A 22,804-nucleotide genomic window follows, 5' to 3' on the forward strand; every position below is an offset into this window, starting at 1 on the left:
GCAGTCAGTCGATGGCTGCTGAGCGTTTCGTTTGCTGACGTCACTAAACAAACAAGAGAAAGTTAAATGGCCTATGAATTGGACAATCGTCTTGTAATCGGAGTCGCGTCCAGTGCCGTCTTTGATTTGCGTGAATCGGATGCAGTTTTCAAAAGTCAGGGAGAAGAGGAGTACCGAAAGTTTCAAGAGCAGAATCTCAAATGCCCCTTGCCCAAGGGCATCGCATATCCGTTCATCAAACGGCTATTATCCCTGAACGATCTTAGTGCAAATCCATCCGATCCATTAGTTGAGGTAGTGCTGCTGTCTCGAAACGACCCGGATACTGGGCTACGGGTGATGAAGACTATCGAGTATTACGGGCTTCCTATGACCCGGGCTATTTTCATGCAGGGCAAGTCGCCCTATGAATACATTCCCGCCTTAAACATCGCGCTCTTCCTGTCTGGAAATAAATCCGACGTCGAGGCAGCCATTATGGCTGGTCATCCAGCTGGCCAGGTTCTCGACTCACAATTCAATGACGACGAAGACGACAAAACTTTGCGAATCGCATTCGACTTTGATGGTGTCCTGGCCGACGATGAGTCCGAGACAGTCATGCAGTCAGATGGCTTGACCAAGTTCCATGCCCATGAAGTGAAAAACGTAATGGAGCCGCATCATCCCGGCCCGTTAAAAGAATTCATGGTGCGTATGTCGAAGATTCAGTCGGTGGAGGAAGAGCACAAGAAACTGAATCCTGACTATCAAAACAGGATTCGCGTATCGATCGTAACCGCTCGAAATGCTCCGTCACACGAACGCGCGATGAATACACTCAAGAGTTGGGGCGTAATGGCAAATGATGCTTTCTTCCTCGGAGGCATCGAAAAAGGCCGAGTTCTCGGAATACTAAAACCGCATATTTTTTTCGATGACCAGTCAGGACATCTGAAGGCTGCAAGTGCCGTCGCTCCATCCGTACATATTCCGTTCGGCATCACCAACCAACGGGCGAAGGATCCCCATTGAGGATTGATGTTCAGGAAGAGCCAGAAACTGGAAATGTCTGATCCCCTTGGGTTACTGGACGCAGGACGATCTGATTTACGCTATTTAGTTGCTTTTTAATGGAGACTATCGATATGACTGTCAAACCAAACATCGGTGCTCATGCAGGTACAGTAAACAACCCGCTGACTTTTACGGACGCGTATAATCGTGTCAGCGCAGCACCAGCAACACCCTATATCACCACCGGAAACGGTACTGCGTTCACTGCGCGAGCACGCCTCACTCGACGGGGAGCCCGGACAGGGGAGCCAGTCATCGTTTTTTATTCTAATGGCGTCGAAAAAGCCCGAGCGTATGCCTGCTGTTGGGGGTTGCGGACCAACTGCAATAAAACCCACATCAATACTTATACGGCGGCGCTTTAATAACACTACCTTGATTGGGTAAGTTCGGTAGCTATGCTCTCTGCAGGCATACGGCTTACCTATGCGCGCAACATAGTTGACTGGTCAATGAAACCGACTTAGCCGAGGAGTTGGCGTTGTATGCCTTGCTGATTGCGGTTTGGCGCCGCAAACCCAAACACCGAGTGCTTATCGGCGGCGTTAGCCTTGAGCCCTTTGAAAGCGCCACATTATCAGGCTGGAAATTGTCTATGGCGGCGGGGGTAGTCCATTTAATGTCATCGTAGACTTGGATTCTAATCGGATGGCGCATTCATTGTGTGAAATATGGCTTTGTGCTAGTGTTCGCATTGAGCATGTTCAAAGGAATTGAGGCTGTGGCGAATATAATCCCTAATATTGATCAGATTAAAAAGTCTAGACAATCACCTACGCCTGGAGAGTTGAACTTGCTCGAAGCTCTCAGTCTAATGTTCGACGAAAATACAAATATTTTTTTTCAACCTTGCTTCAATGGCGACAGGCCAGACATAGTATTGCTCAATAAGGAGTTGGGCGTTGTGGTGCTCGAGGTTAAAGATTGGGATCTTCAGCGATATAGAGTGTCTTCAGATAACGTTTGGAGTTTGAAGAGCAACGGACAAATAATTAAATCCCCTTTCGCACAGGCCTTTGCATACAAGAAAACATTTTTTGACGTTCACATTAACGGGCTTTTAGAAAAGCACATAAGGGATGAAAGATTTTTTAACATTGTCAAGGTGAGTGTTTATTTTCACTGTGTTGATAAAAAGGAGCTTGAGGGTTTTTATAGCCCGGCTATCGAAAACCTAAATCAACAGCTTAGAGAGAATGAGAGTAATTTCAAGTCAGAAAAAATATTACACGAAAGCTATGATAAGAAACGAGAGTACCTGGAGAACAAGAAGAAAAAGCTTGTTCGGGATTTGACGCTATTGTCAGTGACTAGAGATAATCTACAGGAAATTTCGTTTAGCAAAAATTTACGTGGCATAAGTTTTTACGAAACTGTGTATAAAGAATTTTATCGTTTGTTGTTCCCCCCTTATCACTATGCGAATGAGGGGGAAGAACTGCAATACAGCAAGCTACAATCAAGGCTATGTGAAAGCTCACTGGGAGCCAGAGCTAAAATTTGCGGTGTGGCTGGATCTGGAAAAACTACTGTATTGGCAAAACGTGCGGTGAACGCGCACAAACGCCATGAAGGTGCTGTTTTGATTTTGACCTTCAATATAACTTTGCGGATGTATATTAAAGGAAAAATCAGCGAAGTTCGTGACGATTTTTCTTGGGCCAATTTTGAGATTGCGCACTATCATGGATTTATGAGTTCTGCGTTTAACAATTATGGTGTTCAGATTGATTTTAAAGATTTGTCGTGGGATGAGCTAGAAAAGCGCTACTTTTCAAATGAAAATATCTTTCAAAGTATCGAGAATATTTGCCGGTACGACACGATTTTGGTAGATGAAGTTCAAGACTATAAACCAGAATGGCTAAAAATAATAAGGGATAATTTTTTAAACCCAGATGGCGAAATGGTATTGTTCGGGGATGAAAAGCAAAACATTTACTCGAGGGCTATTGATTCCGAAAGACGATCTAAGTTGATCGATGGCTTTGGACGGTGGGAAAAGCTAACCAAAAGATTCCGATTCAAACAAGATAGCCATGTCATGAAGGTTGCTGCTCTTTTTCAGGCGACCCACCTCCTGGAAAACTATAACTTGGATGTGGACGAGTCTTACCAGCCGTCTCTGTCGATGCTAGGAGTTAACGCCTATTCTTTTTATCATGAGGATGAGTTGGATAAATGTGCAAAAATGATTGTAGATCTAACAAAAAAAGAAGGCTTACATCCAAATGACCTGACAATAGTGTGTTCAAGGGAAAGTGTGCTTCAAAATTTGGACTATCATCTCCGTAATGGGGAAGGGCATAGGCAGCGCACGCTCACGACATTCGCCACTCTAGAAATGATGCAGCATCCGAAATTTAATAAATCTGCAAAGGCTCTTGGCAACTCAAAAAAAGTCGGATTCAACCTCAATAGTGGCGTTGCGAAGCTATCCACTATTCATAGCTTCAAGGGATATGAATCCCCGCTTATTGTTCTTCTTGTCTGTGACAAAGATTCTGCCGAGATAATATATACAGGGCTTACACGGGCAAAAGAAAGCATTATTGCTTTTATACCTACTGAAAGTGTTTACAAGGATTTTTTTGAAAAAAACTTTGACCAGCTGAATAGTATTCTTTAATAGTTTTGACAAGTGTAATTTAGATACAGTAAAGAGGAAGTATTCAGGCCTTGTTACGTCAAGAAGGTATAAAAGTTGAGCGATGGCAAACATGGTCACAGTTCGTTCAGTTCTGACGAGCGCGCGGGATGTATCGGGTGACACACCAGAACAGGTACTGCTTCAACAGCCGCTGGTGCTGGACACGGGTGCGCGGATCGATCTGCGGAAAAGATGCCGTTTAGCTATGCCGATTCGGGCTATCAGATTATCGGCCTGACGGCCGCTTTGGAGCCTGATGAGTCGCTCATATCTGGCCAGCGGTGCCTTGGTTGAAGTCGCGCCACAAGCATTGAGCTCTCCAGTAGCCGCCCACCATTTGGTGTTTCCAAAGGCGCACTCCAGCTTTCCTAGAGTCAGGCGATTTCTGGAGTGGATGGAAGGAGAGTTGGGGCACAGTTTTGTATTTTGATCACTCCAAATGATTTCGGTTTTGCTACAAAAGGGCCCCTAAGGACCCTTTTTGCCTGGAGGCTGTTATGTAGAAACGGCGACTACCTGATCACTTATAAGCTGAGCCAAAATTCGCACAGGCTCGGTAAAACTCTGTCGAGACCGATGTACCAGCCCGATATCCCGGTGAAAGGTGTGTTGTCCCAAATCGATCGCTCGGACCCCTGCGGGCCATTCCTGATGGAGTTCTGTCTGCGGCACCAGCGCTATGCCTACACCTTTTTCAACCAGCTTGATGATGGCCTCCAGTTCATCCAGTTCGCAAACCTCCTGCAAGGTGAAATGCATCTGCCGCAGGAAACGATCGACTTGTCTGCCGCCGAAGGATGATCGGTCATAGCGAATGAATGGCTGGCTGGACAGCAGTTCCGACCAGTCTTCTCCCTCCAGGTCACGGGGCACGATCAGTCGGTAGGGCTCCAGCGCCAACGTTGTCCAGCGCAGGTCACTTTGAAGGGAGAAGGGCGGGCGAATGATCACGGCCATGTCGATCTCGCCGGCATCGACGAGGTTCACCAGCTCCATTGAAAGGCCCGGGATGACACGTGTGCGGCACTGCGGACACTGTTGGTGAAACTTTGCCAGCGCATCTGGCAAATAGGAGCGCTGCACGGACGCGATCGCACCGATGTTGACCAGCACGCTGGGAGGCTTGCCCAGCGTTGTAGAGCCCAAATTGTCATAAAGCCTCAGCAGCTCTTGCGCCTGCAGAAGTATCTGGTGCCCCATTTTGTTGAGATGGGCCGAGCGTCCTTTCCTGTCGAAAATCTCGAACCCGAGCTCGGCTTCCAGGCGCTGGATCTGCGCGCTAACAGCGGCCTGAGTCAGGCCGATCTTGTTGCCGGCAGCGGCGAAAGTGCCTTCCCGCGCCACAGCAATGAGTGTCTTCAGTTCTTTGATCATTCACAAATATTAATTGTGTTTCTAAGAAATATATATTGATTTTAATGTTTGGTTTGCCGTCCTACGATGTTTCCCATCCCCGGCAACGGCTGAATCCTGAGAGCCAGTGTCGGTGGAAATATTCGCCAACCAACAAAAAATATTTGGAGTTCTGATGAGCCTCTCACCATTCCACCTCGCAATCCCCGTTTACGACCTGGCTGCAGCTCGCACCTTTTACGGTGAGGTTTTTGGACTTGAAGAAGGGCGCTCAAGCGCGCAGTGGGTAGATTTCGATTTTTATGGCCACCAACTGGTGATTCACGAACATCCAAAAACCGCGACCCAGGAAAGCGTTCACAGCAACCCGGTCGACGGGCACGACGTTCCAGTTCCGCACTTCGGCATCATTTTAGGTTGGGAACAGTGGGAGGCACTGGCCGAACGACTGAAGTCGTTTGGTACCGAGTTCGTGATCGAACCGTACATTCGTTTCAAAGGCCTGGTAGGCGAGCAAGCCACCATGTTTTTGTTTGATCCGTGCGGCAACGCTCTTGAGTTCAAGGCTTTCAAGGATATGAGCCAGCTCTTCGCCAAGTAACAACACCCATGGCACAACCGAGTTGTGCCATTTGATCTCAGTGAGCTGGAAGCTCATGACTCTAGCAACTGCGAATACACGCAGACCTTTCATTCCAACAAGAAGGCTAGACATGAAACGTATTCCCTTGGTGTGGCAAATCGTTGCCGGGCTGCTGCTTGGCGTGCTTGTCGGTTGGTACTTCAATACTCATCCGCATTATCAGACATGGGTGAATGCTGAGATCCTCAAACCACTCGGCGATATCTTCATCAAGATGATGAAGATGGTGGTTGTACCGATTGTGTTCTGTTGCATGATTCTGGGCATCGCAGGAGGTGGCGATAACAAGTCATTTGGCCGTATGGGAATAAAATCCCTGGGCTACTTTTTTGCGATTACGGCCTTGGCCATTGTCATCGGCTTGTGTTTCGCCAACATTTTCGAGCCGGGTACAGGCACTGACATTTCCGGTATTTCCCACGGTACCGCCGCGATCACTCTGGAGCCGTCCAAAGGCGCATTGGTCATTATGCAGAACATCGTCCCTGACAATGTGCTGGTTGCCATGTCAGAAGCGAAGTTGCTGTCCGTGCTGTTTTTCGCTGTGCTGTTAGGCATGGCTTTGAACGCGCTGCCGAAGGACAAAAGCGCACCTTTCATTGCGGTGGTTCAGAGCCTTTGCGATGCGATGTTCAAGGTCGTCTCAATCGTCATGGCTTACGCACCGATCGGTGTGTTCGGGATGATCGGGGCAACCGTGGCGACCTTTGGTTTCGCCTCATTGTTGCCGTTGCTCAAGTTAATCGGGGTGGTTTATCTGGCGCTGATTGTTTTCGCATTGGTGATACTCGGCGGTATTTGCTACTTGATTGGCGAAAACATTTTCAAGTTGATCCGCTACTTTCGCAATGAGTTGATTCTGGCGTTTTCGAGTGCCGCGTCAGCCGCCGTCATGCCGCAGTTGATGACGCGACTGGAGAGCTACGGTGTACCGCGTCGGATCGTCAGTTTTGTGGTGCCTGTGGGTTATGCGTTCAATCTGGATGGCGCATCGATTTTTCTCGGTGTGGCGACAATTTTCGTGGCGCAGCTCTATGGTATCGACCTGTCGCTGTCGCAGCAGATCCTGCTGGTGGTAACGATGGTGCTGACGTCGAAGGGCGCAGCAGGGGTGCCGGGTTTTGCCATCATCATCTTGTCAGCGACATTGGCGTCTGCCGGGTTGCCGTTGGAGGGGGTGGCGTTGATTGCCGGCATATTCAGGATTATCGACAGCGGTACCACCACGTTGAACGTATTGGGTAATGCCATCGCACCTTTGGTGATCGCCAAGTGGGAAATGGTCGAACTGGAACCCGAGCGGGCTCATCCAGCCGCTAGCGTCTAGTCGTTCGTCAGATACTCAACAGGGCGCTAGACGACCGGTCTAGTTTTGTTTAGGCTTTGCCCACTATGAAAAAACCTACTCAAGACATGCGACAACACATCATTGATGTAGCGAAGTCATTGATGACCCACAAGGGCTACACCGCTGTCGGTCTTATGGAAGTGCTGAAGGCGGCGGGTGTACCCAAAGGGTCGTTTTATCACTACTTCCGCTCCAAAGAGGAATTCGGCCAGGCACTGTTGGAAGAATACTTTCAGGAGTACATCGGGCGGGTAGACGTTGTTATGGCCGCGCAAGGGACGGGCGCCGAGCGGCTCCTTGGTTATTTGCGCTATTGGGCGAAGACGCAGGCGTTCGATCATCCCGAGGAGAAATGCCTGGTGGTGAAACTCGGCGCCGAAGTGTGCGACCTGTCGGAAGACATGCGCGGCGTATTGGAGGAGGGCACCGCGCTGATCATCCAGAGAATCAAGCGGTGTGTTGAGCAAGGAATGGCGGATGGCTCAATCACTTCGACCCAAGACGCAGAAACACTGGCTGAGTCGCTGTATCAATTGTGGTTGGGGGCATCACTGCTGGTGAAAGTGCGCAATACAACAGCTGCCTTTGACACGGCATTAATGACGAGTGAGCGCCTGCTGGCATAGGGGCGTTTTTTTTAAGATATTTACTAGACGACCGGTCTACTTAACTGGAATTTTCATGACTGATATTGCTGCAGACACCGACCTTTTTTCGCCCATGAATATGGGCGCGCTGCAACTGGCTAACCGAATTGTAATGGCCCCCGTGACGCGCAGCCGAATGGCCGACGACGGCGTGCCGAATGACATGCACGCGACTTACTACGCCCAGCGTGCCAGCGCAGGCCTGATCATCGCCGAGGCCACGAACATTTCAGCTCAGGGGCGTGGCTATGCCATGACGCCGGGTATCTGGTCGCAAGAGCAGGTGGCCGGCTGGAAAAAAGTCACCGACGCAGTACACGCGGCAGGGGGCAAGATCGTCAGTCAACTGTGGCACGTAGGTCGCTTCTCCAGCGTCGAGTTGCAGCCCAACGGCGAAGCGCCAGTCGCGCCCTCGGCAATCAAGGCCGAAGGTACCACCTATACCAACAATGGCATGGTCGAAGTGTCCATGCCTCGAGCGCTTGAGACTTCAGAGATACCGGGAATCATCGAGCAGTACAGGCATGCGGCAGAAAATGCCAAGCGAGCCGGTTTCGACGGTGTGGAAGTCCATTCGGCCAACAGCTATCTGCTCGACCAGTTCCTGCGTGATTCCACCAACCAGCGGACTGACCAGTACGGCGGCTCCATCGAGAATCGGACACGACTGACACTTGAAGTCACCGAAGCCGTGGTGGCAATTTGGGGCAGTGAGCGGGTCGGCATCCGCCTTTCACCAGTCACGCCTGATGCCGGTAACACGCCTCCAGACAGCAACGTCATGGCGACCTACGGTCACCTCATTCAGCAGTTGAACAGATTCAACCTGGCCTATCTGCATTTCGTTGAAGGCGCCACCGCCACCTCTCGTACCGTGCCCGAGGGAGTGGATCTGGATGCTCTGAGTGCGCAGTTCGAGGGGTCGTACATTGGTAACAACAACTATGACCTGGAAATGGCGCTGAAGCGCAGGGCGCAAGGGCGGATTGATGCCGTGGCATTTGGTCGATTGTTCATTGCCAACCCCGACCTGGTAGAGCGCCTGCATCGAGGTGTCGAGCTGACCATAGCCCCGCGCGAGAGTTACTACGGCGGAGGCGCCAAGGGCTACATCGATTGGCCTGCAGCCAACTCCAACTAAATAGAGATTTCCTCTGCGTCAGTTCGGCGCGGGGAGGCTAGGGCGCGAAAGCATTTCGCCGCACAGAGGTCCTTGAAAATGAGTTATCTGCAAAACAAAGTCGCCATCGTCACTGGCGCATCTTCCGGCATTGGTGCTGCCACCACCCGCGTATTGGCCGCACAGGGCGCTCGCGTCGTGGCAGCAGCAGTCGATCAGCACGGGTTGGAAGCGTTTGTTGCCGAGCTGCGTGAGGCCGGGAGCGAGGTGGTCGCTTTCACCACAGACGTTACCCATCTGGATCAAACCAGAGCACTCGCTAAGTTTGCACAAGACACCTATGGCGCAGTGGACATCCTGGTCAACAACGCCGGCCTGATGCTCTTTTCCAACTGGGTCGATCTGGCCGTGCAGGATTGGGAAAAAATGATCGATGTGAACATCAAGGGCTACCTCAACACTATTGCTGCTGTGTTGCCATTCATGCTTGAACAGAAATCCGGGCAGATTCTCAACATGGACTCCGTTGCAGGTCACCAGGTCGGCCCCGCGGCGGGTGTTTACAGCGCAACCAAATTTTTCGTCCAGGCCATGACTGAATCCATGCGAAAGGAGTTGGGCGTGCAGCATGGCATTCGCGTCAACACCGTCAGCCCGGGCGTGATCAATACCGGCTGGGCGGACAAGGTCAGCGATCCTGAAGGGCGTAAGGCTGCCCAAGCGCTGAACAGGATTGCCATTGCGCCTGATGATATTGCCCGGGCTGTGATCTACGCCCTCGACCAACCGGAAAATGTCACCGTCAACGATCTGATCATCTCGCCGACACGCCAGGATTGGTAATTGTCGTTTGAGTTTTCCGTGTCCGATTGGCCAAAAGGGTCACCGGCACATGCAACCAGGAGTACATCATGAGCAATCCTACTTACGTCCAGGAATACAACGCGATCGTTGCTGTTCTGAGTCAGTACAACGAAGGTGGTGCCAAGGCTGACAGCGCTTTGATGAAGCCCGCGTTCAACGAGCAGGCCACCATGTTTGGCGTCGACGGCGACAAACTCGTCGGCGGTGCGATCCAGAATCTGTACGACGTCATCGACAACTCTTTCCGCCCATCTCCCGAAGCCAAAGCCGCGATCGTTCGTATCGACATTGTGGGCACTGCCGCCAGTGCCAGGGTCGATACCGACAACGTTTCGGGATTTCGTTTCACTGACTTCTTCAACCTGCTGAAGGTAGAAGGCAAGTGGACGATCGTCAGCAAGATTTACCACACCCATCCGAGCGCTTGAGCATTTGAGCGCTTTTGGCGAGGTGTGTTTTACGTCGCCCTGATGAAAGGAGAAAACCATGTCGAAGAACATCAAGGCAGTACCGACTTCCGAGTACGACGCTGTCATCGCTACTGCCAATCAGTATGTTGAAGGTCTGCGCGTGGGCAGTGCAGAAGGCGTTGCTCAGGCGTTCCATAAAGACGCCGTGATGTACGGTTATACAAATGGCGAGCTGCTTGGCGGCCCGATCAGAAATCTGTTTGATTTCGTCCAGAAGAACGGCAGCGCCCCGGAAATTACGACTCGGCTCGACATACTGGCAATCACGCCCACGACAGCCGTGGTGCGTGTCGATATGGAAAATGATGCGATCGGTGCCGACTACAACGACTACCTGACCCTGATCAAAATCGACGGCGCCTGGAAGGTCATCGCCAAGGTTTATCACCAGTTCGAAGGTTGAGCATTCACCGATCCCGGTTGGGTCAATGCCGGGATCGGGGCTTGTTCATCGCCAAACGGAGCAGCGATCATGCCGCTGGCAAAGTAGGGTGGTGATTGGTTAAGCAACTCGCAGGACGAAGTCACGACCGTGAGCCAGGATCGCCCGATACGCGCGCGCAAAACGCCCAGAAAAGATCAATGACTAACGCGCGTGCCCTCTTGGAAAACCAGCATGTGGATTCAGTCGCTCGGTGCATCAGTTAGGTCTACGTGCGTCCTTCGGCCTGATGAACCAGTCTATACACCAATCGCTCAACGGTCAGCAGTGTCAGCCGTTCACGGTTCTGGATCTGCGAGTAAAGCGACAGCGACACCACGATCTCTGCGCCGCTTCGGCAGGGGGACTGGGCGGCGATCCAGCTGTCAACGGCGCCCTTGAGACTAGCGCCGGTCGAGGCGCCAAGCTGTTGGTCGGGGTACAGTGCAATCGGCAGGTAGGTCACCAATGGCTCAGCCTCTGGGGCAGGGCTTGCGAGCAGCTCGAACCCGTAGCTCAGCGATAGTGTCACCGGTTGGCCCACATAGGCGGTGGCGCCAAACAGTTGCTCAAACGCAGCAGTCAGCGCCGAACCCAGGTCGGTGCCGAGGTCAGTAATGTCAAATCGCGCGCTTTCGGTGTTAATCGGCGTCACCGTGGAAGGCGCATTCACAGTGTCTGTTGAGAACACGAAATCAGGATTCGTCACAAGGCGCTGCGACAGGTGCAAGTTGCGCGTGACGTTCAGCGATGCCGTGGCGTTCTGGTAGGACGCCATTGCGATGCCATGCCATTCCAACGCGATGTCGGCGTAGCTTCCCGCAGCAACGGGTTGTTCCAAGGTGTAGCGGCTTTGAGTAGGCGATATTTCGTTGCGCACGGTCGCCACCGGCAGGCCATCCACCGTTCGCACGATCAGCGCAGGCCATTGACCGGAAGGTCCTGGGCCCGCCGTGCCGCAGGACACACCGACGTCAGCCACACGCGCGTTACCGTCCTGATCACTCGTGTAGTCGATGTCGATGTCAAACCCATAACTTGTTGGCAGCAGCCCTGGCAGCTGACTGTCGATCGGCTCTGGCGTGTTTACGCGTCGTTTGTGCTCAAGGTCGACCCAGTGATTTTTCCAGGCGCTGGCGATCGCCTCAGCCAGTGTTGCAAAACTCCTGGCGGCATTTGCTGCCGACTGCGCGTCGCCCTTCGCCGGATCGGCATAATGGCTGAGAAGGTCCCACAGCCCGGTTGCGACGGTATCGTAGGCCAAGAGTGCGCTCGCCAGTGCATCGCTGGCCGCCAACGTGTTCGTCAGTGCGTCGGGCTGCTGGTTGAAGCGGACATCAAGGTGCACCTCGTCCTGGCTGGCATGCTCGTGTAAATAGCGCAGGCCATAGGTCCATTGGGCGGCGTTGGCGAGTGTGGTCACCGGATCATGGCTCACCGTTTGGCTACGCAATGTAGGTACCTGTGGGAAGGCGCGGTTCGGAATCGGTACGCTGACGTCGCCCAGTCTGGTTGTGGTGGTGTGCGGCATCGATACTGGGGTAAGTTGCGGGGTGAACGCAAGCCAGTTAGAGGCGTCGTAGCGCGTTTGCGCATCAACTTGGATCGAATCGATGTCGAACTCAAGGTTGTCAAATGCATAGTCAAGTGCGAGCGAGATCTGATCTGCATGTGCCGGGTCGTTCAATGTCAGCATGAAGTTGACATAGCTGTTTGCAGCGTCCAGTCGGGTCTTGGCTGCGGTGATCGAATAATGCAGGCCGCTCGACACGTCGTTGTGCTCTCGGCCAATGGCGTGGCCAAGCAGTCGCGCTGGCGCGGGTGCGTCAGGACCGGTCCATATCGAGTTGCATGTCGAGGTGTATTGCAGGAGGGTTGAGATGGCATTGCCCTGCGCAAGGCTCAGCGACAATACCTGGCGCAGTTCGGCAGCGGCGGCCTGGATGGCCGGTTGCAGACCGGGGTCGGCTTGCTCGAAGACCGCGGCGATGCCGTTGGCCACTGCCGAAGCGAGCGTTCGCTTGCTTGCGATCACCGCCACAAGCGCTGTGCGCACTTGCGCAAGGGCGTAGAGCGGAGCGGCGTATTGCGCGCACAGGAGTTGGTCAAGGTCCTGCAGAAAACGCTGCGCGATGGGCTCCACGTCGATGCCGATCACGTCTGATCGCGGCGTGTCGTGGTTCATCGTGCCGTCCCTGTTCAGTGTTGGCAATTGGATGCCTTGCAGCGAAACCAGGCTTGCATAGAGCGGACGCAAGGCGAAATACCGGGGCCATTTTTCGCCTTGGCCGGACGGTGGATCGAATACGCCTTCAACGCTTAGCGCCGCGATTGCAGAATCGTTGAAGGGCAGGAACCACAATTCATCTGTCGCGCCTGCGACGCGACCGGTGATCAGTCGCAGTGTGGGAAACAGGTGTGCCAGCAGCGTACCGAAACGGTCCTGGTCCATGTTCTGGCCGCCACTGCTGCTCGATGAGGAGACTGGCGATCCAATCTGCGTGGTGAAGCGCGCTACCGCACTGTCTGGAGTGAACGCAGGGTCGATTCGCTCGTCCGGACGGGCGAGGGAGAGCGATACCTGTAGCGGCATCACCGGATCGCAAAACGGTCCCGCCGCCGCGGGCACGGACACAGCCATCGTTAGCGGAGACGGCGGCAGCAATGCGAGCGCGCCAGCGGCCAGGAAGTCCACGTTTGCGTTGGTCGCGGCCAGTTGCGCCACATCAATCTGCGCGCCGGCTGTTGCAAACCTTGCCAACAGTGCCGTGATGGTGTCGTATTCGGCAGTCTGGACGGTAACCGGGTCAACACCCGGACCGCTCACGGCCACACCGGGCTTGATCAGACCTTTGAGCGCAGCATTTGCGCTGAGCAAGGCGGCGGCGTCAAAGCCGAATGCCGCGGCTGCCTGGGCAGGCGAGAGCACGCGGTTGCCCGTCGGGTCCGGCATCACCGCCGGCGGGCAGGACAGCATGGCGTGTTCGGCAAGCAACCCGGTCTGGGGGCCTATCGCCGTCATCAGGTTGCCGAGGTTAATGGTGTTTGATTGCGCCTGTAGCCGAGCGAGGACTGAACCGATGCTGTCGCCGGTCTGAGTCAGGGTCTGATAGCTGCTGTTGTTCAGCAGCACTTTCACCGTCTGGCCTGGGACGAACAGGTTGGTCATGCCCGCGTTGTCGAGGCCAAGCTGCTCGAGCCCCCCGGCACCGTAGGCGAAACGAGCGACGATGGCCTGTAAGGTGTCCGTCATGCGCACTGGGCAGCCGATGCGCAGCGCCCCTGAAGCCTGAGGCAATGCGAGCATGCCGGGAATGGTCAGCGTTTCGCCCGCAGGCAGGCTGGGTTGTGGGTTTTGCTGGGCTAGCGCCGCGAACAGCAGCGCTGGCGTGGTGCCATACTGGTTGCAGAATTCGTTTAGCGTGGTGGTGTCCGCTGGCTGGGCGGCTGGACTGCCGGGGAAGTCCCCAAGATAGACCAGCGCACCGTTATCGAAGAGGTTCGGCGTGGTGGCGTTGAGGATTGCCAAATCGGCGACTGAAGTGCCGCTGCCATTGTTGGCCAGGGTCTCGAACGCTGCGCTCACGGTGGTGGGCTGCGGTACCAGATAGCGCTTCGCCACCCATGTGCTATCCGCGCTCAAGGTTCCGATCTGCTCAGCAAGCTGCGCGCCGATATCGCCAACGAACACAATCACGCCTTGTTCAGCGAAGGCGGCAACGATGTCGTCAAAACTTCGAACCCCGGCGTTGTTGGGGGCAACAGTGGTGACGGTCAGTTCGTCGAACACCAATGTGATGCCGCCGGCCAGAATGTCTTTCGCGGCGCCATTGTCCTCGGCCAACAGTGGCGCCGTGCTACCTTGCTGCGCTGCAATAGTACCCAGCGACAACACTGGAGCGGCCGCGGGTACACGAAAAGAACGTGCCGGGATCGTGAGTAAAACACCGGGGCGCAGCGGCAGATGGTCGGCATTTTGTACCATTGTCAATAGCGCCGCGCCGGAAGCTGGCCGAGGCCAGCCCGGCCGTACCGTGGCCTGGATTGTATTGGCGGTCTGGTTCTCGGCGAAGGGGACTTGGGCGGCGATAGTCAGCACCTGCCCGCCAAGGATGTCGTAAGCGCGCGCAGCGCCCTGGGCGCCGGCGAGTGCATCAGTGCTGAGCCCATAGGCCTGGGCGAGCGCACTAATAGTCTGCGCGCCAGCCACCAACGGACGCTCGGGCTCGAGCGCTGCCACCGCACGCGCATAAAGCAGGTTCGCTGCCACAAAACGCCAGAGAGCGGGCAGCTGAAGTGACAGATCCACCGGTTTTGCTCGTCCCGTTTCTACACCGCTTGATTCGGTGTAGAGCGTCGAGGAAAAGCTCAGCGTCAGTTTCGGTTGGCAAAGTTGGTAATAGACCGTCTCATAGGTGGCGGCCTGGTTCTGCGCTGCTAGCAGTGCGTGCTGGGCCAGCCCGTTGAGAGCGGGCATCAGTGCGTTGGCTTGGCTGGCGAAAGTCACACCAATGGCCACCGTACCGACGCTGACACCCGACGCCAGCGCGTACCCGCTTGCCAGTGCTGGCCAAGTGTCGAAGGCCACGAGTGAATCTGTATAGCCCACAGGCAGATTGATCGTGCGTGCCTGGTCGGGGGTGGTAGCGTTGCCAAAGAGGTCGACAAAGCCAACGGTCAGATCCGCCGAAGCGAGTGAGCTGCCAGCATTGATCCCGCGATAGGGATCGGCTGCTGAGGCTGGCAGACCACTTACTGTCGGGGCGTTGGAGGCCGGGCCCATCTGCGCGATCGGGAATACCTGGGTGTAGCTCCAATGGCTCGGCTCCAGCTCGGCATAGCAGGTGCCGCGGGCGCGTGCCTGACGGGCCCGCCGCCGTCGAGCGACCGCAGTAAATTGGGGGTCGTCCTTCGCTTCTGGGGTGATCGGCATGCCAGGGCGCTCGGCATGGAAGGTCGCGCCTACCTGGCCAATACCATAGGTGGCGATTGAATAAAGCTGCTGCGTGCGCTCGCTCGGCGAGGCGGGATCGATTGGCGCCATCGGAACCACCATGCTGATGCCCGCATTGCCCGGCGGCACGCTGGCGATGCGCTTTATGTTGCTGTCGTCGGCCGCCTCAAGGTAGACGCTTGAAGCGGCGGCATCGAGGCCAGGACCGATCAGCGCGCAGGTGTTAAACGCCAGCAACGCCCGGCCGTCAGGTGCCGCCCCCTGCTGTGCGCCGACGATCACCAGAAAGTAAATCAGTGCTTCGCCTTCGCCGGTGAAAACCGTCGCTGGCAGCCCGCTGTTGCCGCTGTCGTGCAGGCTCAGATAATAGCCCGCACCGCCGACCGAGACGCCTTCCCACAGTAATTTGAGGAAGGCGGGAATATCCGCCAGGGCAGCGCCATAGGTGATTTCGACGTCGTGCGCTGCCGTTGCCTGCGCGCGCAACAGCGGCCGTATGTCCGTCAGCCCTGGCACCGTCTGCGTGGAGAGGTTGGTCTTGACGATCGTCGAGGCGTTTTCGTCCAGTGTGACCTGGGCCAGCCCCTGAATGTTGGCGGCGGCAGGATCGGGCGAAACCAACAGTGCCAGCGTTGGTGCCGGGTCAATCGAGGTCGCGAGGTATTGCCACAGGTGTAGCAACGTTTGGCGCTGGACATCGTCGGTCCCCAGCAACTGGTAGCAGGTACGCGACCCCGGCAACGTCTTGACTTTGACCGAAATCAATGTGCCGTAGCTCGATGACAACAAGGTCTGGGCATCACTGCTCACCGTGCCTTGCGGCGCTGACCCGACGATGTCGTACGGGGTCGGCGCCGCCAGCAACGCGAGCGCCTGAACGGCAGCAGAAAACGGCCAGAGGCTCGGGTTGCCAGCTTTGGGTGCCGTGCCTTGAGCAGGAATCGCAAGGGGGGCGATCACCTGCAGCTCGACTCGATTCGATAACCCGTAAGTGACGGGCACCTCGACCGACAGCGGCATTGCGACAGGGCCGGACACCGGCGTGATGCTCAGCGAAGGCGCTGGATACAGCCCCAGAAGGTCGTGCGGTGTGTAGACAAAATCGAGTTGGTTGACAGTCTCAAGCTGAAGGATCGCGCCCGCAGGTGCCGCGATGTCAGGCGCGCGCGCCAGCCGACGGTTGGCCGACAGCGCCGTTGGGGCGCGTGTAGCAAGGGCGCTACGGCTCTCCGCATTGCCGGCGACGGTGCTGTTGACCAGCTTGAGCCAGTCAGAACCGCCGTTAAGGGTTGCATGGATCGTGATTGCCGGATCGGTTCCTGTGCCAGGGGGCGGGCCTGTGAACTGCTGGCCGGACAGGCTGGCCATTGCGGTCATCGGGCCGTTGCCGCGAACGGGCCCGGCATCGACCGACACCGGTGTCGGAAGCCTCAGCCCGGCCATCAGTTGGCGGCTACTCTGCGCACTTATATCGGTGAAGTACTTGCCGGCAAGGATCCGTGACACCAAGGTGTCAACGTCGGCGACCGGCACATCGGTCACGGTCCAGGGCAGCTCGTCCTTGGTGGTGACCGGCACCAGGGCATCGTCGCTAAGCTGATGTGCGAGGGCGGCGATGTCTAAGCCCAACGCCTGCGCGACAGAGCTGAAGCTGGGGTAGACCTGAGTGTCGAGCGTGAACCCGTCGATGCGCAGCACAGCATGCACTACCAGTACGTCCGGCGCGGTAGCGACCCAGGCGAACAGCCCTGCAACATTGGGTGTTTGCTGTCCCGCGAAAATGTAGCTTCGCTGCGCAAGGCGATTGAGGCTCTCGCCGGGTCCAATCGTCACCACCGTGGGCACTAGCGCAGGGGCTGCGGCGCCGCCCGATCCCTGGGTGAAGGCAATTACCATGGCGTCACGGTAAGTCGCCCAGCCAGGAACGCTCGCCGCTGAACCCGTGGCGTAATTCTGCATAATGTCGACCATTGCAGCGATGGCATTGATGCTGTCGCCCATCAGACTGGTGTAATTGGCTTCAGCAGGCTGGGTGAGATTTTCCAGCGCAGTAGGCACTTTTAACGCCAGCCCCGGCGCAAGAGGCTCGCCGGGCAACTGGTCACGTAGCGTCTGCGCGTTCCAGTGCAGGATCAGGTCGACATACCATTGGCGCTCTGGCAGCGCACGGGTGTCTTGCAGGCGGGCAAAGAAAAAGGCCGCCGCTTGCAGTGCGTTGAAACCCGAAGGCGCGGTGTACGGTGTTGCCGGTGTGGTGAAGCGTGCTGTTGCGCGCAGCAGTTCCGGGTTGCTGGCAAGCCCGGAATAGGAGAGCAGGCGGGTGGGGCCGGTGAGGCCGAAGTTGGCGGCGATGCCTGCCAGCGTGTCCCCGGCGCGGACCTGGTAGGTGATGTGATCGACTGCATATCGACCGGCGACCAGTGTGCGCTCGGCATTGTCCAGCGCTATCACTTCGGGCGCAATGCCAAGGGCGATGCTAATCTGCGTTCCCGCCGCAGCGTCACGCAGTTGCGTGTGCAGATTGTCATTGAGGTACAGCAGTTCCTCTGTCGTCGCTGAGAGCGCCTGCGCCACGGCGTCGACGCTATCGCCATGGCGCACGGCATAACGCACCTGCGTTCTGGGGAATGCCGAAGCAAGCGCGTTCAGGCTGGTTGCAGCCAAAGGCCGCATCTCCCAGCGTGCAAGCTGCTTCTGCGCCGCATCCACCGCAGCGCGCGTGATCATAAGGCACCAATCGGCGAACAAATGGCTGGTGAAAGAGACGGTGTCTGCTGCGCCACCAATTGCTCCGGTAGATTGCGCTGCAGTTGGGGTGAACTGCTGCTGATAGGCCGCGATGTCGGCAATATAGTCGGGGCCAATTTTATTGAATGCCGCAAGGTCGACTGAACCTTGGACTGCGCCGCTCCAGGTAAAGCTGAACACTGGCGGCAATGCCACTGGCATCGCACTCATGTCGTGGGGCAGTGTGCTGGGTTGGCCGCTGACCGAGAGGCGCACGTTGGTAGTGAGGAAGGCGCTCAAGTTCGTGAAGCTGAAGGCCGTTCGGGTCGCCAGGCTGCCAAGCGCCATTTCGTCGGCCAGATGCAGAAGCTGGCCGGCGGTGATAGAGGTCGCCGCTGCTGCGCCTGTCGGGTTGGTTACCGCATAGATCGCCCAGCGCAGAAAGGCTTCAATCAGTTCGGCCGCGGGCATCTCTTGCACTTTATCGGCGTGAGCGCTGGTTCGGGTGTGTCGCTGATAACTGTCGGCGATGGAGGCCGGGTCGGTGACAGTGCCGGTCTCGGCCCAAAGCTGCAGGATGATTTTGTAGTCGGCGTTCGCTGTACCCGGTGTTGTCGACCAGCCGAGCGCGACATTGTCGCAAGAGAACACCGGCAACAGAATCAACGGTATCTGGCGCGGTGAATCGTTGAACACCGCGAAGGCAGGATCCCAGTTGAGCGCCTCGCCAACCCCCAGATCGTGCGCAAGCCGCATGCCTGATGCGCTGCGCCGGTCCGCCGCGGCCCTCATCAGCAGACAGTGCGGGGTTGTTTGCGTAGTGAGCAGGCCTGCCGCGTGCAGCCTGCGTAGGTGTTCGCTGCGCAGCAGCGTTTTGCGTGCGCTACGCTGGCCACGGCACAGCCGATAAAGACTGCTGGCAGGACCCGGCGCCGAAAATCGCTCATGCAGGGTTCCATCGTTCGCAGTCGTAGGGGCGAGAATCCAAGGCGTTGTTGATTGGGTGCCGATTGTGAAGTCGAACGAAACGGTCACGTGGAAGTTGAAGTGAATCCTGATAAACAACACTTTCACTGTGGCCCGTGCATCGACGTCGACGTCGACGTCCAGCGCGACCAGTGTCGGCTGATGGGCCTCAAGCGTCAGCGCCACCATGGCTGACGCTTCCAGTGTTACGTTGACCTTGATCACAACAAAGTCGACCGTGCCATAAATCTTGCCGTGAAGCCCGGCGATGCCGCGCACCCAATAGTACAGCGCGGTGTCCTGGCCGGCGTTGCTGGGCAGGAAGCGGGCGAAGACGCCTTCGAAGATCACTTCCAGCTCGATAAATGCACCCGCGCGCAGGACACCGGCGCTAAAGTCCTTGCCGATACCCACGGCCAGACCGATGCCCAGCTCAATGACCGGCGCAAAGAAGCCGTTGTTGATCGCAGGCACGCGGCTTGAGCTGTTGCCGTCGAGCAGGCCAAAATAGAGGCCGCCGCGGCCGAGGAAGGGAAACACTTCGACACTGAACGAGCGCGAAAAATTGCGTGCGTGAGGGAACCCGAGGTCGACCTTGAAATTGCCGTTGGTATAGACCTCGACCACCACCAGCCCAAGGGTCATCGACACTGCACCAAACTCCAGATGGCGGAAGGCTTCGGGCAGTTGCAGCTCGACCCGGAACATGCCGAGGGAGTCTGTGATCTTCTTGTAGAGAATCTCGAAGTTGAGCCCCGCGAGCGAGCCAGCGTCGGGGCCGCCCAGTGCGATTGACAGGCCATAGAGTCTGGGATCATTGAAGATCAGTCCAAGGTCAAGCACCCCGGCGATGCCGAGGTTGATACCGATCAGCCACTGGCTACCCGGATCGAAAGACACACCGTTCGCCCCCGGCTGGCCAATCGGTGACTGGCCGCTGTCGACCGGTTTCATCGCCCTCTGCATTTGCTGCAACACGGCGCGGACGGTGTTCAGGTCTTCGATACCGTTAACTTTTACATGCTGACCAAATGCCAGGTAACGCAGGTCGATAACCGCTGTTTTGGCCGGTACCAGGTCGGGCGGATTGTCGTTGATAACGTCCCAGTCGAGCGCATCGTCGCCGCGGTATTGCTGACCCAAGGCTGCGCCCTCAAGGATCAGCTTAACGCTGCCTTCGCCCTGCTTGCGGCTGTACGTTACGCCGATTCGATCAACACGCAAGATCGTCAGGTCGACGCTCACCTCATAAGTCAGCGCGATCGTCTGTTCGGTGGGGTCGAGCGTCAGCGTGAAGCGCGAAAGATCGACCTGGTTGAGTAAGTCCCAGGGTGGTGGCAGATGATAGCCCAGCGTCGGTGCGGCGAGGTTTACCAGATACTCCAGGATCTCGCCCAGGGTGATCGCGCTCAGTTGCAGTGTGACGATCTGGTGACGTGCTTGATCCTTGCCGATCCAGGCGGTCTGCGCGCTAAGGTAGTTGTCGCCGAACAAGACGCGGAAGGTATAGGTGGGGAACTCGACGCCGATGTCGCGTGCGGCGTACAGGCCAATGCGGTTGATCTCGAAGCTGCCCGACAGAGTACCCGAGGGGCTGGTCTGCTTATTGGGACGGGAAATGTCGGCAGTGGCGCGTGCCGAAACCGTCAAGGGCGTGCCAAATGGCGCGAACTGCCAGCGCGCCAGGATTGAACCCTCAACACTGTAAGACTGACTGGTTGAGCCGAAAGAAATCGCCATTGTCTCGACGTTCAACGCCGGCAGATTATCAGGTGGCGTGTCAGTCAGCAGGTTGGCGACCAGGGTGACCAGCTCAAGCGGTGCATTCTGATTGAGGCTGCCGCGGAAGGTCCATTCACGCTCGCGGCTGGAAGCAGGGTAGGTGGCGCAGACAGTGAATTGAGGTTGCGCCTCACCGCTGGCTCCGCCGGTCAGTTGCAGTGTGCCGGCAATAGAGCCGCCCACTGTGGCTTGCCGAGCATCGATGTTAAAACGCAGCTCGATGAGGTCCAGGCTCACCGACTGGGTAAAGGGGATCGACCAGTTCATCGAAATGACCGCCTCGGCCTGGAAGGTCAGGAGCCGAGGGTCGGCGAGAAACGAGAAGCCGGTGATCCGCATTTGATCGGGCGTAGGTGGGCCGGGGTTGCCGAAAAACTGGTTGAAGGCATAGCCGATCGGGATTTCTTGATTGCTGCGCAGCCGCCCTTCAAGCACGAAGGAAGGAATGTAGCCTACGAGGTCCACTGTGAAACTGTCGGCCAGTATCAATTCGCCGTCGTCGCGCACTGCCGGCACGCGAGGGTCGCCCATTGCCGCAACGGGTGCGCTGAGCAACGGCAGGCTGCGCCTTGTCGACCGCGCGGCGACCTGCTCGTCGGAGGCGCCAATGTTGAGGCCGCCGAACACCGAACCAAAGGTGTACATCTGTGGTTTATCGTTAGCGTCGACCCGCCAGCCGATGCCCCAGCGTATACAGGTGTCGATCACACGTACGAACGGAATGGGGGGGTTCCACACCCGGTCGGACTTCAACGTGACGCCGATATTGGAGACATCAAAGGCGGCTGCACCGAGGTTGTCGAGCAAGCTGGCGTGGTAAGCGGGCAGCCAGATCTCAATCGACGACAAGTAGAAGGCGTTGAACGTGTCGAGGGTGTCGGGGGAGATGAGCTCTGCGACGGAGAGTCCGAGCAGCGCAGCCACGTTGTCGATCTGGTCGCCGATACGGATCGTGTCCGGGTCAGCCTCGACCAGCAGGCGCCAGCTGGTCTGCACGGTCATGATTGCCAGCACCAGACGCAGGCTGTGTTCGGCGTCGAACTGAACCTTGCCACTGAGGTTGAGCATCGAGATGGCGTCGTAGCCATAATTGACCGGGTCAAAACCGGTCTGGACCTCGATCTCGAACCCCAGCTCGAACAAGGTCGAATCTCCGAACGCAAGCGTACTGTCGCCAACGGTCGCCATCATTTGCAGCACGGGCGGCGCGTCGAAACGTTCAGGAAGGATCAGCGTCCCCGCCGCTGCCAGCGGCCAGCGGCCTGGAAACAAGCTGGTATAGACGGGTTGGACGAAGACCCCGGACTGCGCCAGGTTGCCAGCCAGTGTGACGCGAGTGCCCGCTACGGAGCTGGCGCTAAGCGCTGCATCCAGCAATGGCAAATCGATCAGAAACGACGGCGCAAGCTCCACGGTCTGTTTGTTTTGCGAGATCTGCTGGCAGTCGGGCAGGTTGGCAAAGGTGTCGCCAAAGCGCCAGGTTTGTTGTGGCAGGAACAGCGTGAGGGTGAACACCGCGTTGCCGCCAGCGTCGAGCGTGACCGCGAGCAAGACACTGACATCAACGAGGTGATTGCCGGCGGCCTGCGCCCCGGGCAGCCCATAGCGTGCGGTGCCGCGCAGTAACACCTGGTTGACCGGTTGCGCCAGCACCGTGTTATTGATGATGAAAAGCTGTTTGAGCTGCAGTAGGCCGAGCGCTGAAGCCATCGCAGCAAGTGGGCCGGTAGCCGCACTGACCAGGTCGATTGAGCCGTCAGACAGGTGGCTGCGTAGCGCCTTGTAGATCTCATCGAGCATCAT

At 56.6% G+C, this 22,804-nt stretch carries 11 protein-coding genes and 1 pseudogene; 10 read left to right on the forward strand and 2 right to left on the reverse strand.

Features of this window, described 5'->3' with window-relative positions; all coding sequences use genetic code 11:
* The first annotated feature begins 66 nt into the window (after nt 1-66).
* From B195_RS11935 to B195_RS23065, 3 genes and pseudogenes are all read left to right on the forward strand, one after another.
* Nucleotides 67-1,014, forward strand: a complete 948-nt coding sequence (locus tag B195_RS11935; RefSeq protein WP_003445611.1) for a 5'-nucleotidase — start codon at nt 67-69, stop codon at nt 1,012-1,014.
* 763 nt (nt 1,015-1,777) lie between these two features.
* Nucleotides 1,778-3,685: a nuclease-related domain-containing DEAD/DEAH box helicase gene (locus B195_RS11940; protein ID WP_003445614.1), complete on the forward strand. Its 1,908-nt coding sequence runs from the start codon at nt 1,778-1,780 to the stop codon at nt 3,683-3,685.
* Nucleotides 3,686-3,968: 283 nt separating this feature from the next.
* A pseudogene (locus B195_RS23065) lies at nt 3,969-4,136 on the forward strand (LysR family transcriptional regulator); the annotation flags it as partial.
* A gap of 65 nt (nt 4,137-4,201) precedes the next feature.
* Here B195_RS23065 and B195_RS11950 read toward each other — a convergent pair.
* Entirely contained in the window at nt 4,202-5,080 is an 879-nt protein-coding gene (locus B195_RS11950) for a LysR substrate-binding domain-containing protein (protein ID WP_003445616.1), read from the reverse strand.
* A gap of 154 nt (nt 5,081-5,234) precedes the next feature.
* On the opposite strand from B195_RS11950, the gene B195_RS11955 reads away from it, so the two are divergent.
* From B195_RS11955 to B195_RS11985, 7 genes are all read left to right on the forward strand, one after another.
* Complete coding sequence (locus tag B195_RS11955; RefSeq protein ID WP_003445618.1) at nt 5,235-5,660, forward strand: VOC family protein; 426 nt, start codon at nt 5,235-5,237, stop codon at nt 5,658-5,660.
* A gap of 112 nt (nt 5,661-5,772) precedes the next feature.
* Nucleotides 5,773-7,029, forward strand: coding sequence for a cation:dicarboxylate symporter family transporter (locus B195_RS11960; protein ID WP_003445620.1), 1,257 nt, complete (start codon nt 5,773-5,775; stop codon nt 7,027-7,029).
* A 65-nt stretch (nt 7,030-7,094) separates the two neighbouring features.
* Nucleotides 7,095-7,676 (forward strand): TetR/AcrR family transcriptional regulator, encoded by a 582-nt coding sequence (locus B195_RS11965; RefSeq protein ID WP_003445622.1) that lies wholly within the window; start codon nt 7,095-7,097, stop codon nt 7,674-7,676.
* Nucleotides 7,677-7,731: 55 nt separating this feature from the next.
* Nucleotides 7,732-8,838 (forward strand): alkene reductase, encoded by a 1,107-nt coding sequence (locus tag B195_RS11970; protein ID WP_003445624.1) that lies wholly within the window; start codon nt 7,732-7,734, stop codon nt 8,836-8,838.
* A 78-nt stretch (nt 8,839-8,916) separates the two neighbouring features.
* Nucleotides 8,917-9,660, forward strand: a complete 744-nt coding sequence (locus tag B195_RS11975) for an SDR family oxidoreductase (RefSeq protein ID WP_003445625.1) — start codon at nt 8,917-8,919, stop codon at nt 9,658-9,660.
* A 68-nt stretch (nt 9,661-9,728) separates the two neighbouring features.
* The gene (locus tag B195_RS11980) at nt 9,729-10,109 is read left to right on the forward strand and encodes a nuclear transport factor 2 family protein (RefSeq protein ID WP_003445626.1); all 381 of its coding nucleotides are present in this window, start codon (nt 9,729-9,731) and stop codon (nt 10,107-10,109) included.
* 58 nt (nt 10,110-10,167) lie between these two features.
* Nucleotides 10,168-10,554 carry a nuclear transport factor 2 family protein gene (locus B195_RS11985; protein WP_003445627.1) on the forward strand — a complete coding sequence of 129 codons (387 nt, stop codon included), beginning with the start codon at nt 10,168-10,170 and terminating at the stop codon, nt 10,552-10,554.
* Between the two features lie 247 nt (nt 10,555-10,801).
* On the opposite strand, the gene B195_RS11990 is transcribed toward B195_RS11985, so the two are convergent.
* Entirely contained in the window at nt 10,802-22,804 is a 12,003-nt protein-coding gene (locus tag B195_RS11990) for a LysM peptidoglycan-binding domain-containing protein (protein WP_148666175.1), read from the reverse strand.

The sequence above is a fragment of the Pseudomonas sp. Lz4W genome, from assembly GCF_000346225.2.
Classification (GTDB): Bacteria; Pseudomonadota; Gammaproteobacteria; order Pseudomonadales; family Pseudomonadaceae; genus Aquipseudomonas; species Aquipseudomonas paraversuta.

Excerpts from the sequence above, each read along its gene's own strand:
- B195_RS11970 (WP_003445624.1), top strand. The coding sequence starts at position 7,732 with ATGACTGATATTGCTGCAGACACCGACCTTTTTTCGCCCATGAATATG.
- B195_RS11950 (WP_003445616.1), bottom strand. The coding sequence starts at position 5,080 with ATGATCAAAGAACTGAAGACACTCATTGCTGTGGCGCGGGAAGGCACT.
- B195_RS11960 (WP_003445620.1), top strand. The coding sequence starts at position 5,773 with ATGAAACGTATTCCCTTGGTGTGGCAAATCGTTGCCGGGCTGCTGCTT.
- B195_RS11965 (WP_003445622.1), top strand. The coding sequence starts at position 7,095 with ATGAAAAAACCTACTCAAGACATGCGACAACACATCATTGATGTAGCG.
- B195_RS11935 (WP_003445611.1), top strand. The coding sequence starts at position 67 with ATGGCCTATGAATTGGACAATCGTCTTGTAATCGGAGTCGCGTCCAGT.
- B195_RS11955 (WP_003445618.1), top strand. The coding sequence starts at position 5,235 with ATGAGCCTCTCACCATTCCACCTCGCAATCCCCGTTTACGACCTGGCT.
- B195_RS11975 (WP_003445625.1), top strand. The coding sequence starts at position 8,917 with ATGAGTTATCTGCAAAACAAAGTCGCCATCGTCACTGGCGCATCTTCC.
- B195_RS11990 (WP_148666175.1), bottom strand. The coding sequence starts at position 22,804 with ATGATGCTCGATGAGATCTACAAGGCGCTACGCAGCCACCTGTCTGAC.
- B195_RS11985 (WP_003445627.1), top strand. The coding sequence starts at position 10,168 with ATGTCGAAGAACATCAAGGCAGTACCGACTTCCGAGTACGACGCTGTC.
- B195_RS11980 (WP_003445626.1), top strand. The coding sequence starts at position 9,729 with ATGAGCAATCCTACTTACGTCCAGGAATACAACGCGATCGTTGCTGTT.